We start from the raw sequence: 14,890 nt of genomic DNA on the forward strand, positions 1-14,890 counted from the left end.
CAGAACGCCCCCCTTATCGATTGCTCTCTGCCGGTGCCTGTTAAAGGCATCCGGCAGTTCTTTTATGGGTCACTGGTAAGCGCTGGACGATTTAACTAAAGGCCACATTTCCCTTCTTCCATGCGCAGAAGGATTGTCGGTAGACTCCTAAAAGTCGTCTGTTTTCAGCTGGCATACAACCCTTCGAGTCGACTATTCCAACAATAAACAGGAATTCTTTATGGAAAAACTCGCACAACGGCTGGGGCTGCGCACAGACCCCACCATTTTCTTTGTCTCTGCAGGATTGATGCTGCTATTTCTGATGGCGCTAATCATTGCACCCGAGGCTATCGGAAACGTTTTTGCCACAGGCCGCAGCTGGGTAGTCACTAATCTGGGCTGGTTCTTTATCTTCGGCGTTAGCTTCTGGCTGGTTTTTCTGCTTTGGGTGGCATTGAGCCGCTACGGAAATATCCGCCTAGGCAAAGAAGATGACCGACCTGCCTACGGCAATATTTCCTGGTTCACCATGCTGTTTGCCGGTGGTATTGGCACAGTATTGATGTTTTGGGGGGTAGCCGAGCCAGTATTCCACTTTGCCAACCCTCCCCATGGGGATATTGAACCACACACGGTGGAAGCCGCTCGTGAAGCCATGGGTTTTTCGCTGTACCACTTGGGCTTACATACCTGGACCATTTTTACGCTGCCAGGGTTAGCGTTTGCTTACTTTATTTACCGCTATGACCTGCCGGTGCGTGTCAGCTCGGTGTTCTATCCGCTTCTCCATGAGCGCATCTACGGCCCTATCGGTAAAACCATTGATATCTTTGCGGTGCTTGGCACGCTGTTTGGCGTGGCCGTTTCCATCGGACTGGGTACTTCTCAGATTAATGCAGGCTTAAGCGAGCTATTTGGCATTGCCGACAGCGTGACCAGTAAGGTGCTCATCATTACCGTGTTGACCGCAGTCGCGGTGGCGTCCATCGCCGGCGGATTGGATAAAGGCGTGAAAATGCTTTCCAATCTCAATATTGGTTTGGCAGTAGGGTTGATGCTGTTCGTACTGTTTACAGGTTCTACCGTCTTTCTGTTACGCGGCATTATTGAAACGCTAGGTATCTACGTATCTAATATTGTGCCCCTATCTTTCTGGAACGATACTCTCGCGCAATATACCCGTGAAGAAGGCAGCTGGGGCTGGCAAGGCAACTGGACCGTCTTTTACTGGGCCTGGACAGTGACTTGGTCTCCCTTTATCGGCCTGTTTGTCGCACGTATTTCCAAGGGTCGTACCATTCGTGAGTTTGTCCTTGGCGTTCTATTTGCACCTTCGGTATTCACGCTGGTGTGGTTTGCCATCTTTGGCTGGTCAGCTATGGAAATCGACGGCATCGGCGCTGCCGCTCGTGAACAGTTGGGCGATCAAGCTGGCATGATGACGGCCGCCGTTATGGAGAGCGTGCCATTAGCAATGTTCGCGTTCTTCGAGCACTTCCCCGCTGCGACGTTGATTCAAGGACTTGCTGTGGTGATTGTGGCCATTTTCTTTGCGACTTCCTCGGACTCGGCTTCGCTGGTCATCGACCTGCTGTGTACCGGTGATACTGAGCCTGGCCCTATCCATCAACGGATATTCTGGGGCGTCTCCGAGGGTGCTGTTGCCGCTATGCTGATCGTCCTGGCGGGTGATGCCGGGCTAGTGGCACTACAGCAGGTAATTACCGTGATCGGCCTCCCCATCTTCATCATGGTATTTGCCATGGTATTTTCACTGATGAAAGCGCTGCTGACAGAAAAAATTAAGATTGTGCGGCCGCTACAGGCTCCCGACTTAGATAATTTGTAAATGTTGTGAGTGCTCTAACTAATACTGACCACATATGATGTACCAACAACAAAGCCGCCCTTTTGGGCGGCTTTGTCGTCTCGGTGAGCACTACTTACAGATCGTCAACATCACTATGGTCTGGCTTTAGGTGGTCAGGCTCGTTGGTTGCCTGAGACTCCTGAGCGGCTTGACCCGATGGTCGTTCATTTTCTTGACGAACCGGCGACGTTTCAACTTTTTTGCGCTCTGCGGTGGACTCCAACACACGCACATTGGCGGGAGGCGTTTTGCCACCTTTGGTTTCACCGAAATAGAGCGTGGTGTGTGGGAACGGTATCTCGATACCGGCTGCATCAAAACGCAACTTCACTAGTCGGTTGTAGGCACGGCCAACGCCCCACTGATCGCCCGGCGTTGTCTTGATCACCACACGAATATTGACAGAGCTGTCGGCAAGCGCGGTGACGCCGGCAACCGTCAGGTCAGCCAACAACTTATGGCTATGCTCTTCACTGGCTTTCAGATCTTCAAATGCCAGCTGTAACTGCTCGATAGCCTCATCAATGCTTTCGTTATAGCCAATGCCGTATTCACCCACATGGTTGCCGTACTCACGCATGTAGTTTGAAACGGTATCAACACTGGAGAAGGGCACGATGTGGTAAGTGCCTGACAGATCACGAATACCTACCGAACGAATACTCAGCCGCTCGGCTGTCCCCGTTACGCCGCCAACGGTCACCACATCGCCGGTATTCATGGCGTTTTCTACCTGAATAAAGATGCCGGTAATCACATCTTGCACCAGTTTTTGGGCACCAAAACCAATCGCTAAACCGAGAACACCGGCACCGGCAATCAGCGGCCCGATATTAATGCCGATTTCCGACAACACAATCATGCCGGTAATCGTCACCATGGCAATGGCCAAGGCGTTACGGAACAAACTCAGCAGTGTTTTTGCACGCGCAGACGGCTCGCCATGCCCTGTCTCTGGGTTAAGTTTGTGCTCAATAAGACTCGCCAGCCCCAGCCAGACCCCAAAGGCCACTAGCAAAATGACCGCCACGCCGACTAGGTTACCAACCAGATTAGCGCCACGGTCCGAGGCGTACCAAGCCGCTAAATTAAACACTCCCCAGGCATCCAGCACGACCATAATGACCGCCACTAACAGCACAGTACGCAGTACACGCAGCGCATTGGGCACGTAGCTGTTTAAGCGCACTTCCAGCAGCGGTAGTTTGCGACGCAAATCATCGGAAAGCTGGATACGACGGCCAATCGTTTGTGTCAGGAACATCGACACTAGTAGCCCTATAACGACAGCAGCCAAGGTTTTCAGTGTAGCAAACAGCACAAACGGTAGCGCGTCCTCAGAACGAGTCAGCGTCAATACCAGCACGACTAGGAAATAGGTCAGCGCAAACAGGTGCCAAGTGCGAGCAAACAGATGCAGCGATACCCGACTGGCGGTCATCGTCGCACGCCCAGCCATTTTATCGATGTTGTCTCGCAAGCGAGTACGATTTTTGAGTACCACCGCGACAGCATAGATAAATGCCATCACCATAATTAATGTGCCCACTGCTTGGCCCAAAGCGACAGCCAAGTAGAAGTTAACCAACGGTACCACCACCAGTAGCCCGTAACCTACCATACCAATCAGCCGCGCTATCCAGCGGTTCCAATAAGATGCCTCGCGGGCTGAAATAGGTAACAGCCGCAGCCCTTCATAGCGTGAGGAGAACAGCATCCGCATGGCGGCTTTGAGCAACTCAATCACCAGGAAGGCATTTAAAAATAGCGATGCACGGGTAGAAAGCTCGCCTGTTTCCCCAACGGCAAATGCCGCCAGTAAGTTACCACCCACATACGCTAAAGCGACCAGTAATACATCCACAACAGCCGCAAGCGCAACGCATAGCACCAAGCGCAGTACAGGTGTCAGTCCACTGCCATGCAGCGACCAACCACTAATTTTAGTAAATAGTGGCTTAGCAACGCGGCGGAACATCATAAATATTGCAAACGTTGCAACAATCACGATACCCAGGTTAAACGCCGCACTAAAAAAGGCTTCCGAATCAAACGTACCGGCACCTTGGCCAGTAAACAGATTGCCAATAATGGTAATAGTTTGCTCAAACTGCCCACCAATATCACTAACAATACGACTGGTTAGCTCTGCAAGCTGGCGAGGCAGCGAGACATCCTCAGGTGCCATACTGCTACCTTGAGCGGCTGCTTCAGGAGAGAGCTCCACTGCCAACACTTCAGGCAACCCTGATGCCTGATTTCGCAGCAGCTCAATCAACTCCTGGCGCCCCTGCTCATCCTCAAGCAAGTCAGCAAGTGCCGCATAAGAAGGCTGCTCTTCAGCGGCAACGCTATCGTCAGTGCTTGGCGTAGTTTGCGCCAGCGCAGGTGTTGCTAGAAAGGCAAATAGCATCAGTATCCAGACGCCTAGCCAGGGGAATAAACGTAATGGCGTCACACCTAAATCTCCCTTTGGATGAGTGTTTTATTCACTTTAGTCACTTGCTGTCAATAACCCTATTTTAGCGCACACGTTGGCGATGCAAGCCTATAAAAGAATTATCAGGGTAACATGAGAATTAATAGGTGGCTTAAGACAAGCGCGCTCTCCGCCGATTTTGATCAACGCAAGCGATGTTGAATAACCGATACATTTAGGCTACGCCCCATGCCCTGTACTAACCACAAAGAGGCGCTAGCCAATAGTGAGCTAGGGCGAGTACTAACGCGTATCTCGCGCCTTTAGCAACCACAATCCATAATAGCGCTCGCCACCAGGGTAACCGGAACACACCCGCCAGCACGGTAAGGGGGTCGCCAATCACAGGCGCCCAGGAAATCAGCAGACTGAATTCACCAAAACGGTGGTACCAACGCTCTGCCCGCGCTAAGCCAGCAGGTGACGCAGGGAACCAACGACGATCTTGGAACTGGCGAGCATAACGCCCCATCACAACGTTAACCATGCTGCCTAACGTATTACCAGCCGTCGCCACAAACCATAGGGCGACTGGTGGCTCGCCGAGACACCAAAGCCTCGCTAGCCAAACTTCAGAACCACCAGGCAAGAGCGTGGCACTGGCCAGCGCCACCCAGAATAAACTGAACATCGTCGCTGTCGCCTTGGCTAGCTGAAACGATTCGCTGAAGCACCCATCAACAAAACCTCACTCACCGAGGCAGATGGCCGCCAAGCTGTAAGGTGATCTCATCGGCAACGGTACGCACAAGCGCCCCCAGCGCCAACAAGCGCTCTTCAGGGATACGAGCCATTGGCCCGGACACCGAAATCGCTGCCAGCGGCGTGCCATGCTCATCATGGATACAGGCGGCAACGCAGTGTAAGCCCACCGCGTGTTCCTCACGGTCGCAGGCAAAGCCTTGGGCACGTATAGTGGCCATTTCGGCCAATAGCGCATCTGGTTGATGCAGGGTGTTTTCAGTCACCCGGGCAAGGTCGTACCCTTTCAGTAGCTCGCTACGCTCATCTTCGCTCATCCAAGCCAGCAAGGCTTTACCCACCCCTGAAGCATGCAGCGGCGCCCGCGAGCCTAAGCGGGTAATCATTCGCATCATCTGCGGCGACTCATGCTGGGCAAGAAATACCGCTGTTGCACCATCGCGAATGCCGAGATTGGCGGTCTCCCCCGTTTCTGCCGTTAGGCGGCGTAGAAAGGGGCGACTTTTTGCAACGACATCACGTGCTTCCAGAAAACTGTTACCGATGCGAAAGGTTTTTACATCAATACGCCAGAGCCCTTGATCGCTCTCTTGAGTCACGAATCCCTGGCTTTGCAGTGCCTGTAGCAAGCGATGGGTTGTAGAAGGTGCGAGATCGGCCATTTCCGCTAGCTCTGATAGGGCCAACCCTAGCGGGCTCGCTGACAAATACTCAAGCATCGTGAGGCCACGCACCAACGATTGGCTATGCCCACCACTCGCTTTGGTGGTCCCCGCCGGACGCCCAACTGACCTGCGCTTTGCTTCACTCACCTTGCTCTCTCCTGAAGACGCCTCTCCTGAAGGCATAAAGTGGGTGAGGATAACGCGCCAACGTGGCCGCTGTCGCGTTTACGGAAACAAATTCCACCAATGGTAGCGCGCCTGTGGATAGGCCAGTATTAGCTGGGCTCGACCAAAGCGGCCTCCTGCCATGCAGAAAGCCACGCTATTTACGCTTTTGCGCGCACGTCTTTGCGATGGTTATAACCAAGCGGATGGGGTTCGCCACGGGCCTTGGCCAGCTCGATTTGGCGTTGGCGCTCGCGGGCGGCAGCGCGGGTTTTCTCGGGGAGTGAGTCAATGCAGTGGGGGCAGCTGATGCCCGGCTCGTAAGCCGGCGACTGCATATCAGCAATTGAGATCGGCATCCGGCAGGCGTGGCACTGTTCATGCTCGCCTTCGCTTAGGTCGTGACGCACGGTGACGCGGTTATCAAACACGAAACACTCACCGCGCCATAAAGACTGCTCTTCCGGCACTTTTTCAAGGTAGTTCAGCACGCCACCTTTTAGGTGATAAACCTCTTCAAAGCCCTCTTTCAGCATAAAGCTGGAAGCCTTTTCACAGCGGATACCGCCGGTACAGAACATGGCGACTTTCTTGTGTTTTTCCGGGTTGTAGTGCTCGCGCACGTACTCAGGAAACTCACGGAAGGTGGTCGTTTTCGGGTCAATCGCCCGCTCAAAGCTACCAATCGCCACTTCGTAATCGTTACGGGTGTCAATGACCAGCACTTCTGGGTCAGAGATCACATCGTTCCAATCTTCCGGCTCCACGTAGGTTCCGACGGTATCGTTGGGATCAATATCCGGCACGCCTAAGGTGACGATCTCTTTTTTCAGTTTCACCTTAGTGCGATAGAACGGCGTTTCATCGCAGTAGGACTCTTTATGGTCGATATCGCTTAAGCGGGGGTCGGCGGTCAGCCAAGCCAACAGGCCATCAATGCCTTCGCGAGTGCCCGCCACGGTGCCGTTAATACCTTCTTTGGCGAGCAGCAGCGTGCCTTTGACGCCGTTATCGATCATCGTCTGGCGCAGTGGCTCTCTCAGCGCTTCAAAGTCGTTCAGCGTGACAAATTTATATAGCGCCGCGACCACAATCGGCGGTGTTTGGGTGGTTTCCGTCATGGAATTCTCCTGGTAGTCGCCCTCGCAAAGGGCGGACCGGGTAAATAAACGCGCATAGTCTAGCAAATTAATCGTCGATTTATTCGATCTGACCGTCTAAAAAGCTTCACCCCACGGCTCAGGCGAGCGGGCGTATATTGAACATTATTCTTAATGATGTTTTTGGAGCACGCTATGCACATCCGCCGTTCTAACGAGCGAGGCTACGCCGACCACGGCTGGCTGCGTTCTTTCCACACCTTTTCGTTCGCCAACTATGTGGATCCTAACCATATGGGATTCCGATCGCTGCGGGTAATTAATGAAGACCGGGTAACCCCTGGCAATGGCTTTGGCGCTCATCCCCATCGGGATATGGAGATTATCTCCTATGTACTGGAAGGGGAAATGGAGCATCGCGACAATATGGGTAACGGTGAAGTCATGCGCCCAGGCGATGTGCAGCGTATGTCTGCAGGCACTGGCGTACTACATAGCGAGTTTAACCACTCTAAAGAGCACGGGCTGCACTTCCTGCAAATTTGGATTGAGCCGGCCAAGCGTGGCATTGCCCCTAGCTATGAGCAGAAAGCCTTTCCTGCCGCTGAACGCCAAGGCCAGTGGCGCCTAGTCGCGTCTCAAGATGGTCGCGAAGGGTCGGTGAGCGTTAACCAGGACGTGAATCTTTACGCTGGCTTGTTCGACGCTGGCGAACAGGCGGCTGCACCGCCTTCACGCTATGCTTGGCTGCATGTGGTGAAAGGCACGATCGACGTTAACGGTGCCCCCCTTAGTGCTGGAGATGCTGCCGCATTTCAACCAGGTGAATCGTTCAGCGTAGCCGGAGGCCAAGCGGCTGAGGTGCTGCTGTTCGATTTAGCCTAGACCAGTCCCAACCGCTCAACTCTAGAAACCTGGAAACCTAAAACGGCCCCGAAAGAGGGGCCGTTTTAGATGGTTACACTGACAGTATTGTCTAGCTGTTGTGCGCCGAGTAAAGCACGCGAATTTTCAGTGTGTGCTCAACTTTCTTCAACGCTTCTAACGCCTGGGGGCCATAGGCTTTATCGACATCAATCACCACATAGCCAACTTTATCATTGGTTTGCAGGTACTGGCCTGAAATGTTGATACCGTTTTCAGACAATACGCGGTTGATTTCCGATAGCACGCCGGGCACGTTGTCATGAATATGCAGCAAGCGATGCTTGTCTGGGTGTGAAGGGAGCGCCACTTCGGGGAAGTTGACCGACGTGATGGTCGTGCCATTATCGGAGTAGGTAATGAGCTTTTCTGCCACTTCAATACCGATATTCTCCTGGGCTTCCAGGGTAGAGCCACCGATATGCGGCGTTAAAATCACATTTTCCAGGCCACGTAGCGGGCTCTGGAACTCTTCATCATTACCTTTAGGCTCGACGGGGAAAACATCGATCGCAGCGCCATTCAGCTGGCCAGCTTTAATCGCTGCCGCTAACGGCTCAATCTCAACAACACTACCGCGAGCGGCGTTAATCAGGATGGCGCCCTGTTTCATGGCCGCAATCTCTTTCTCGCCAATCATCCAACGCGTAGAGGGCAGGTCAGGAACATGTAAGCTGACTACGTCTGAGCGCTGCAACAGCTGCTCAAGGCTCGCGACCTGGTTCGCGTTCCCCATCCCTAGCTTAGTGATCACATCATAGTAAATGACGTTGAAGCCTAGCGATTCGGCCAATACCGAGAGCTGCGCACCAATGCTGCCGTAACCAACGATACCCAGGGTTTTGCCCCGCGCTTCGTGGGAATTTTTCGCTGATTTCAGCCAGCCGCCTTGGTGGGCGCGAGCATTTTTCTCTGGAATGCCACGTAGCAGCATAATAGCTTCTGCCAGCACGAGCTCCGCCACAGAGCGGGTATTAGAGTACGGCGCGTTAAACACCGCAATGCCGCGCTTAAGAGCTGCCGTTAAATCAACTTGGTTCGTTCCGATACAGAAACAGCCAACGCCCACCAGCTTCTCTGCCGCCTCAAATACGCGCTCAGTCAATTGCGTACGCGAGCGAATGCCGATGAAGTGGACATCGCGGATTTTTTCAATCAGCGACGCTTCATCTAGCGATGTCGGCAGGTGCTCGATGTTCTCGTAACCTGCGTTATGAAAATTGTCCACCGCACTTTGGTGGACGCCCTCGAGCAGCAGGATCTTGATCTTGCTCTTGTCCAGGGACGTTTTGGCCATGGCTGAATCAACCTCTATGGTCGGCGGCATGCGCCGTGTATCGGTTCACGGAAGGCCAATATGGTAGCACAGCACATGCCGTTCTCGGCGTCTTGAGATGATGAAAAGTGTGCGTTTACAAGATGAACGCGGCGCAAGTCGAAGAATTGACCCTGCTTGAGGGCAGACGTCACCCCCTCGCCTCGGTGTATACTGTGCGTTTATCTTTGATAACACGACTGTAGCCACACTCGCCGCCCTTATAGTAGCGTCTGGGCACCAGCAAAACGGTAGGCATTACCCAATGAGCGACAACATTTCACCTGTACAAGATTTCGCGACAACGGTTTCACAGCTTGAAACCATTGTGGAACGCCTTGAGTCCGGCGAACTCTCATTGGAAAATGCACTGGCGGCTTTTGAGCAGGGCGTGCAGCTGACCCGCGATGCCCAGCAACGCCTTGATAGTGCTGAGCTGAAAGTACGTGCCTTAAGCGAGGATCAAGACGGCCAGTTGGAGGTCACCTCGTTTGCGAGCAGTTCAGGTATGGCAAACGCCCTCGACAACAGCAACGACAGCGACAACGAGGAAACGCCGCCATGGTAACGACTGCTAACGCCTCTCAGCTTGCTACGCTGCGCCAAATAAGCAATGCCCGAGTGGAAGCCACCCTCACTGCATTGTTTGATACCCGCCCTGCTATTGCACCGCGCCTTGAAGCCGCTATGCATCATGGCCTTCTGGTAGGGGGTAAACGTCTGCGTCCATTACTGGTGTATCTTGCCGGTAAAGCGCTAGGTGCGCGGGAAGATGCGTTAGACGCCCCCGCAGCAGCGATTGAGCTGATTCATGCGTACTCATTGATTCATGATGACCTGCCTGCCATGGACGACGACGACCTACGGCGCGGGCAGCCTACGGTACATAAGGCGTTTGACGAGGCCACTGCGATTCTGGCGGGTGATGCTTTACAGGCGTTGGCCTTTGAAGTCTTGGCCAGTAATCCCCACCCACGGCTTGGTAGTATGGTCACTACGTTGGCCGTTGCCTCTGGTCGAGATGGTATGGTCGCAGGCCAATCACTAGACCTGGCCGCCGTGGGAGGTCATCCGGACGTAGACGCCTTGGCCCATATGCACACCCACAAAACCGGCGCACTGATTGTGGCTGCCGTACGTTTAGGGGGATTGACCGCTGTCAATGAGGACGACCCCCGGCTAACCGCTTTGATTCGCTACGCCCAGGCCATTGGTCTAGCCTTCCAGATTCATGACGATATCCTTGATGTGACAGGCGATACCGCCACGCTGGGTAAAATATCCGGCGCTGATGCAGCACGTTTTAAACCGACCTATCCCAGTTTACTGGGTCTGTCCGGCGCACAGCGCAAGGCAAATACGCTGATTGAAGAGGCCATTGCCGCTCTCGCCCCACTTGGCGAGCAGGCCGCACCGCTGGCCGACCTTGCCCGCTACATGATCGAGCGCGACCACTAAACGATGCCTTTAATAACATACCCATGAAAACATGCCTATGAAGCTGTTCGACGAGATTCCCCGCGAGCGGCCAGCGACGCCGCTGCTCGACTCTTTTGATCATCCCGCTGCGCTGCGGGCCATGAATGCTAAACAGCTTGCCCAGCTGGCTGATGAGCTGCGTGCCTACTTGCTGTATAGCGTTGGCATGACGGGCGGCCACTTCGGCGCAGGCCTGGGTGTGGTCGAGCTTAGCGTCGCGCTGCACCATGTCTTCCATACGCCCAAAGATCGCTTAGTATGGGACGTGGGCCATCAGGCCTACCCGCATAAGATCTTGACCGGACGACGTGATGCGATGCTCAGCATTCGCCAATACGGCGGCTTGGCCGCCTTCCCGCGTCGCGAAGAATCCGAATACGACACCTTCGGGGTGGGCCACTCCAGTACGTCAATATCGGCCGCCCTGGGCATGGCGTTGGCTGCCAACGCCCAAAATGACCCGCGCCGGGTATGTGCCATTATTGGCGATGGTGCACTCACCGCGGGCATGGCGTTTGAAGCACTGGCTCATGCAGGCCACGTGAACGCCAATATGCTGGTGGTACTGAACGACAATGAAATGTCGATCTCCGAGAACGTTGGCGGCATCGCCACCTATCTCGCTCGCGTGCTATCCAGCAAGCCCTTCCTTAAGATGCGTGAAGAGGGCAAAAAAGTGCTCTCTCATTTACCCGGCGCGCTCGAACTTGCCAAACGCACCGAAGAGCATATGAAAGGCATGGTGAGCCCTGCCACGCTGTTTGAAGAAATGGGTTTCCACTATATCGGCCCCATTGATGGCCACGACCTGGAAGCGCTGACTGAAACCCTGCGCAATCTGCGCGACCAGGACGGCCCACAGTTTCTACATATCAAAACGGTCAAGGGCAAAGGCTTTCTGCCCGCAGAGGCCGACCAGATTGGCTATCACGCCATTACCAAGCTAGAAAAGCCTAACGCCACTGCCAATGCGCCGTTGGTGAAACCATCGGCAGCGCCTAAGGTGGCGGCCAAGAAAAAGTACTGCAACGTGTTTGGCGATTGGCTGTGCGATATGGCCGCCAGCGATTCACGACTGATGGGTATCACCCCTGCCATGGGTGAAGGTTCAGATTTAATTCGCTTTTCCCAGGAATATCCAGAGCGCTATTTCGATGTCGCCATTGCCGAGCAGCATTCGGTGACCCTTGCCGCTGGTATGGCCTGTGAAGGCATGAAGCCTGTCGTGGCGATTTACTCCACGTTCTTACAGCGCGGCTACGACCAGCTTATTCACGATGTGGCTGTCCAGAATTTAGACGTCACGTTTGCGATTGACCGCGCAGGCCTAGTGGGTGAAGACGGCCCAACCCACCACGGCAGCATGGATTTGTCATTTTTACGCTGCATCCCAGGCATGGTGATTTTAGCCCCTGCTGATGAAGCAGAGTGCCGCGCCATGCTAAGCGCCGCCTACCATCACCCAGGCCCTGCTGCCGTTCGCTACCCACGCGGCACCGGTCCTGGCGCAGACATTCCAGCGCACTTAGACGCACTGCCCATTGGCCAAGCAGACGTGCGACGTGAGAGCACCAGCGAAGACATGCGCATTGCCTTGCTGGCGTTTGGTAGCGTTAACAGCGCCGCTGCTGAAGTGGCCGAAAAACTTAACGCAACGCACATCAATATGCGCTCTATCAAGCCGTTGGACCGAGAGACCGTCCTCCACGCTGCTGATGAGCATGAGCTGCTGGTTACCCTGGAAGAGAATGTTATCGCCGGTGGCGCAGGTAGCGCTGTGAACGAGCTGCTCCACGCGGAAGGCGTACAAATCGAAGTGCTTAATTTAGGCCTGCCTGACACCTTTGTTGAGCATGGCACCCCCGCCGAACTGCTACGCGACTGCGGGCTGGATGCCGACGGTATAGAGCGCGCCATTCGTGCCCGCCTTCCGTAATTTTTACTTTTAGACCGTTGAGAGTGCCATGCTATTTCTGATTATTCTGTTTGCCCTGATTGGCCTAGCCATTGGCGGCTCCTGGGGCTTGCTAGCGGGGGGCGTTTTGGGCTGGTGGTTGGGGCGGCGTATTAAACGTCGCTTAAACATCGCCCGAATGCGCATCCAAGAAGGCTTTTTGGAATCGATTTTTTCGGTGATGGGCTGCCTGTGCCAAGCCGACGGCAAGGTCACCGATGGCGAACTGAGCTTGGCCGAAAAACTGTTCGACCAAATGCACCTGCAAGGCGAGCAGCGTGCCAGAGCACGGGCCGCCTTTGAGCGTGGACGCGCCGACGATTTCAATCTGGATGCAGAGTTGGCTGCCGTTAACCGCCTGACCCAGCGCCAGCCGATATTACGCCAAGTATTTTTACAGGTTCAGTTAACCGCTATCGCGGCCGACGGCGTGCTTCACCCAGCAGAGCACGAGATGATTCTGCGCGTGGCCCGCGGCGTAGGCTGTAGTGAAGCGGAAGTTCAACAGATAGAAGCCATGCTTCACGGTGCCGCCGCGAATTCACAAGGGTCCAGTGCAGAGGCCCTTAAAGATGCTTATCAAGTACTAGGGGTCAGTGAAGAGGCCAGCGACGCCGACATTAAAAAGGCGTATCGCCGTCTGATGAGCCAAAACCATCCAGATAAACTGGCTGGCAAGGGGCTACCCGATAGCATGCGCGAAGTGGCTCAAGCGCGCACCAGCGAAATTGGCAACGCCTACGAGCGCATCCGCAGCGCACGGGACCAGTAGCGCGTGACAGCCATCCAGGCACTCGCTACAGTAGATGCTTAACTATAAAAGCTCGTTTATAAAAAGCTTATCTACACTGCCATGGAGCCGATGAATGATCACGCACTATAGCTTTCCTAATTCTCGTTCGGTGCGGGTTGCCTGGACACTTGAAGAGCTTGGTCTGGAATACCGCTGCCAGCATGTAGCGCTGGATAAAGGCGAGGGACAAACCGCTGAACACCTAGCCCGTCATCCAGATGGCAAGGTGCCGGTTATTGAAGATGGCGAGCTAACGCTGTTTGAATCGGCACCTATCTGCCGTTATCTAGCCGAGCAATACGGTGATGGCAGCCTTCTTCCAGAAAGTGCCGCTGAACGAGCGCAAGTCGACCAGTGGCTAAGCTTTATCGTCACCGAAATCGAGCAACCGCTTTGGCTACAGGCCAAGCATAAATTTGCACTCCCTCAAGAACGGCGTGTACCGACCATTCTGCCTACCGCTGCGTGGGAATTTCAACGCGCGCTGCAAGCGCTGGAACGTCGCTACCATGGTCAGGAAACGTTGGTCGGCGATACCTTCACCCTGGCAGATATCTTCTTTACCCACACCCTGATGTGGGCGGCCAGTATGAAGCACCGCTTACCTGAATCCCTGGTTGCCTACAGCAAACGACATGCGGGTCGCCCAGCACTGGCGCGCGCGGCAGAGAAAGAGCAGGCAGCCACTAAGGGTTAACGCTGCTTGTGATGGCCTTGGAGATTACTCCTTACGCTCAATATCGACGTCGCTGGCATGCTTGAAATCGTCTAAGGCCATCATGTGCCCCAGCTTGCCAGCTTTGGTTGAGAGGTAGTGTTCGTTGTGTGGGTTCAACCCCGTGGTGATCGGCAGGCGCTCTGCCACATTCACCCCATCGCGGGTCAAGGCATCCACCTTGCGCGGGTTATTGGTCATCAGTTTTAATGCCGTGATACCCAGGTGGTTGAGCATCGGCACACACAGGTCATAGCGGCGCATGTCGGCACCAAAGCCGAGCTGTTCGTTCGCCTCGACCGTATCGGCACCTTGGTCTTGCAGATGATAAGCGCGGATTTTATTCAGCAGCCCAATACCACGCCCTTCCTGGCGTAGGTAAAGCAGTACGCCACGCCCCTCTTCAGCAATACGCTTTAGCGCTTCTTGCAGCTGATAACCACAGTCACAGCGCATTGAGAACAGTGCATCGCCGGTTAGGCACTCTGAGTGCACGCGTCCCAATACGGGCTCGCCGCCGCTCACATCACCTAGCGTTAAGGCGATATGGTCTTTACCCGTGGCTTCGTCTTCGAAACCGTGCATGGTGAATGTGGCCCAAGGAGTGGGCAGCCGGGAAGCGGCAATGAAGCGAATGGTCACAGGTTACCTCGTTGATTAACCAAACCAGCTAACCACACCGGTGTTGGCAAAATAAGCAGTTAGTTTACCAGGAAGCGGCGGCGGCCTCACGGTATGAGCAGGGTG

13 protein-coding genes are annotated in these 14,890 nt (G+C 54.5%); 7 read left to right on the forward strand and 6 right to left on the reverse strand.

From position 1 onward, the window contains the following. Nucleotides 1-220: 220 nt before the first annotated feature. Entirely contained in the window at nucleotides 221-1,831 is a 1,611-nt protein-coding gene (locus HZS79_RS05265; protein WP_179927254.1) for a BCCT family transporter, read from the forward strand. Between the two features lie 94 nt (nucleotides 1,832-1,925). Here HZS79_RS05265 and ybiO read toward each other — a convergent pair whose 3' ends face one another. From ybiO to trhO, 4 genes are all read right to left on the reverse strand, one after another. Beyond that, nucleotides 1,926-4,310 carry a mechanosensitive channel protein gene (gene ybiO / locus HZS79_RS05270; RefSeq protein WP_179927255.1) on the reverse strand — a complete coding sequence of 795 codons (2,385 nt, stop codon included), beginning with the start codon at nucleotides 4,308-4,310 and terminating at the stop codon, nucleotides 1,926-1,928. Between the two features lie 220 nt (nucleotides 4,311-4,530). After that, nucleotides 4,531-4,962 (reverse strand): YqaA family protein, encoded by a 432-nt coding sequence (locus HZS79_RS05275; protein ID WP_179927256.1) that lies wholly within the window; start codon nucleotides 4,960-4,962, stop codon nucleotides 4,531-4,533. A 61-nt stretch (nucleotides 4,963-5,023) separates the two neighbouring features. Then, nucleotides 5,024-5,845 (reverse strand): IclR family transcriptional regulator domain-containing protein, encoded by an 822-nt coding sequence (locus tag HZS79_RS05280; RefSeq protein ID WP_179927257.1) that lies wholly within the window; start codon nucleotides 5,843-5,845, stop codon nucleotides 5,024-5,026. A gap of 179 nt (nucleotides 5,846-6,024) precedes the next feature. Next, nucleotides 6,025-6,984 carry an oxygen-dependent tRNA uridine(34) hydroxylase TrhO gene (gene trhO, locus HZS79_RS05285; RefSeq protein WP_162216884.1) on the reverse strand — a complete coding sequence of 320 codons (960 nt, stop codon included), beginning with the start codon at nucleotides 6,982-6,984 and terminating at the stop codon, nucleotides 6,025-6,027. Between the two features lie 174 nt (nucleotides 6,985-7,158). On the opposite strand from trhO, the gene HZS79_RS05290 reads away from it, so the two are divergent. Next, entirely contained in the window at nucleotides 7,159-7,848 is a 690-nt protein-coding gene (locus tag HZS79_RS05290; protein WP_179927258.1) for a pirin family protein, read from the forward strand. 91 nt (nucleotides 7,849-7,939) lie between these two features. Here the strand turns inward: HZS79_RS05290 and serA are convergent, their stop codons facing one another. Further along, entirely contained in the window at nucleotides 7,940-9,184 is a 1,245-nt protein-coding gene (gene serA, locus HZS79_RS05295) for a phosphoglycerate dehydrogenase (protein WP_162216882.1), read from the reverse strand. A gap of 283 nt (nucleotides 9,185-9,467) precedes the next feature. Between serA and HZS79_RS05300 the strand changes: the two genes are divergently transcribed. The 5 genes from HZS79_RS05300 to HZS79_RS05320 all read left to right on the forward strand — a co-directional run bounded on the left by HZS79_RS05300 (nucleotide 9,468) and on the right by HZS79_RS05320 (nucleotide 14,125). Continuing rightward, the gene (locus tag HZS79_RS05300; RefSeq protein WP_162216881.1) at nucleotides 9,468-9,770 is read left to right on the forward strand and encodes an exodeoxyribonuclease VII small subunit; all 303 of its coding nucleotides are present in this window, start codon (nucleotides 9,468-9,470) and stop codon (nucleotides 9,768-9,770) included. Then, nucleotides 9,764-10,660 (forward strand): (2E,6E)-farnesyl diphosphate synthase, encoded by an 897-nt coding sequence (gene ispA, locus HZS79_RS05305; protein WP_162216880.1) that lies wholly within the window; start codon nucleotides 9,764-9,766, stop codon nucleotides 10,658-10,660. Before HZS79_RS05300 ends, ispA begins: the two co-directional genes overlap by 7 nt. Nucleotides 10,661-10,691: 31 nt before the next feature. Further along, a complete protein-coding gene (dxs, locus tag HZS79_RS05310) occupies nucleotides 10,692-12,617 on the forward strand; it encodes a 1-deoxy-D-xylulose-5-phosphate synthase (RefSeq protein WP_179927259.1) in 1,926 nt (641 codons plus the stop codon). Between the two features lie 28 nt (nucleotides 12,618-12,645). Beyond that, nucleotides 12,646-13,407, forward strand: a complete 762-nt coding sequence (djlA, locus tag HZS79_RS05315; protein ID WP_179927260.1) for a co-chaperone DjlA — start codon at nucleotides 12,646-12,648, stop codon at nucleotides 13,405-13,407. Nucleotides 13,408-13,501: 94 nt separating this feature from the next. Next, nucleotides 13,502-14,125, forward strand: a complete 624-nt coding sequence (locus tag HZS79_RS05320; RefSeq protein ID WP_179927261.1) for a glutathione S-transferase family protein — start codon at nucleotides 13,502-13,504, stop codon at nucleotides 14,123-14,125. A 24-nt stretch (nucleotides 14,126-14,149) separates the two neighbouring features. Here HZS79_RS05320 and ribA read toward each other — a convergent pair whose 3' ends face one another. Further along, on the reverse strand, nucleotides 14,150-14,785 hold the full coding sequence (ribA, locus tag HZS79_RS05325; RefSeq protein WP_162216876.1) for a GTP cyclohydrolase II: 636 nt from the start codon (nucleotides 14,783-14,785) through the stop codon (nucleotides 14,150-14,152). Nucleotides 14,786-14,890: the final 105 nt, after the last annotated feature.

Origin of the sequence: Vreelandella zhaodongensis (assembly GCF_013415115.1) — a bacterium.
Classification (GTDB): Bacteria; Pseudomonadota; Gammaproteobacteria; order Pseudomonadales; family Halomonadaceae; genus Vreelandella; species Vreelandella zhaodongensis.

Coding starts and splice junctions, on each gene's coding strand:
- HZS79_RS05320 (WP_179927261.1), top strand. CDS start 13,502: ATGATCACGCACTATAGCTTTCCTAATTCTCGTTCGGTGCGGGTTGCC.
- trhO (WP_162216884.1), bottom strand. CDS start 6,984: ATGACGGAAACCACCCAAACACCGCCGATTGTGGTCGCGGCGCTATAT.
- serA (WP_162216882.1), bottom strand. CDS start 9,184: ATGGCCAAAACGTCCCTGGACAAGAGCAAGATCAAGATCCTGCTGCTC.
- djlA (WP_179927260.1), top strand. CDS start 12,646: ATGCTATTTCTGATTATTCTGTTTGCCCTGATTGGCCTAGCCATTGGC.
- ispA (WP_162216880.1), top strand. CDS start 9,764: ATGGTAACGACTGCTAACGCCTCTCAGCTTGCTACGCTGCGCCAAATA.
- HZS79_RS05290 (WP_179927258.1), top strand. CDS start 7,159: ATGCACATCCGCCGTTCTAACGAGCGAGGCTACGCCGACCACGGCTGG.
- HZS79_RS05275 (WP_179927256.1), bottom strand. CDS start 4,962: ATGTTCAGTTTATTCTGGGTGGCGCTGGCCAGTGCCACGCTCTTGCCT.
- dxs (WP_179927259.1), top strand. CDS start 10,692: ATGCCTATGAAGCTGTTCGACGAGATTCCCCGCGAGCGGCCAGCGACG.
- HZS79_RS05265 (WP_179927254.1), top strand. CDS start 221: ATGGAAAAACTCGCACAACGGCTGGGGCTGCGCACAGACCCCACCATT.
- HZS79_RS05300 (WP_162216881.1), top strand. CDS start 9,468: ATGAGCGACAACATTTCACCTGTACAAGATTTCGCGACAACGGTTTCA.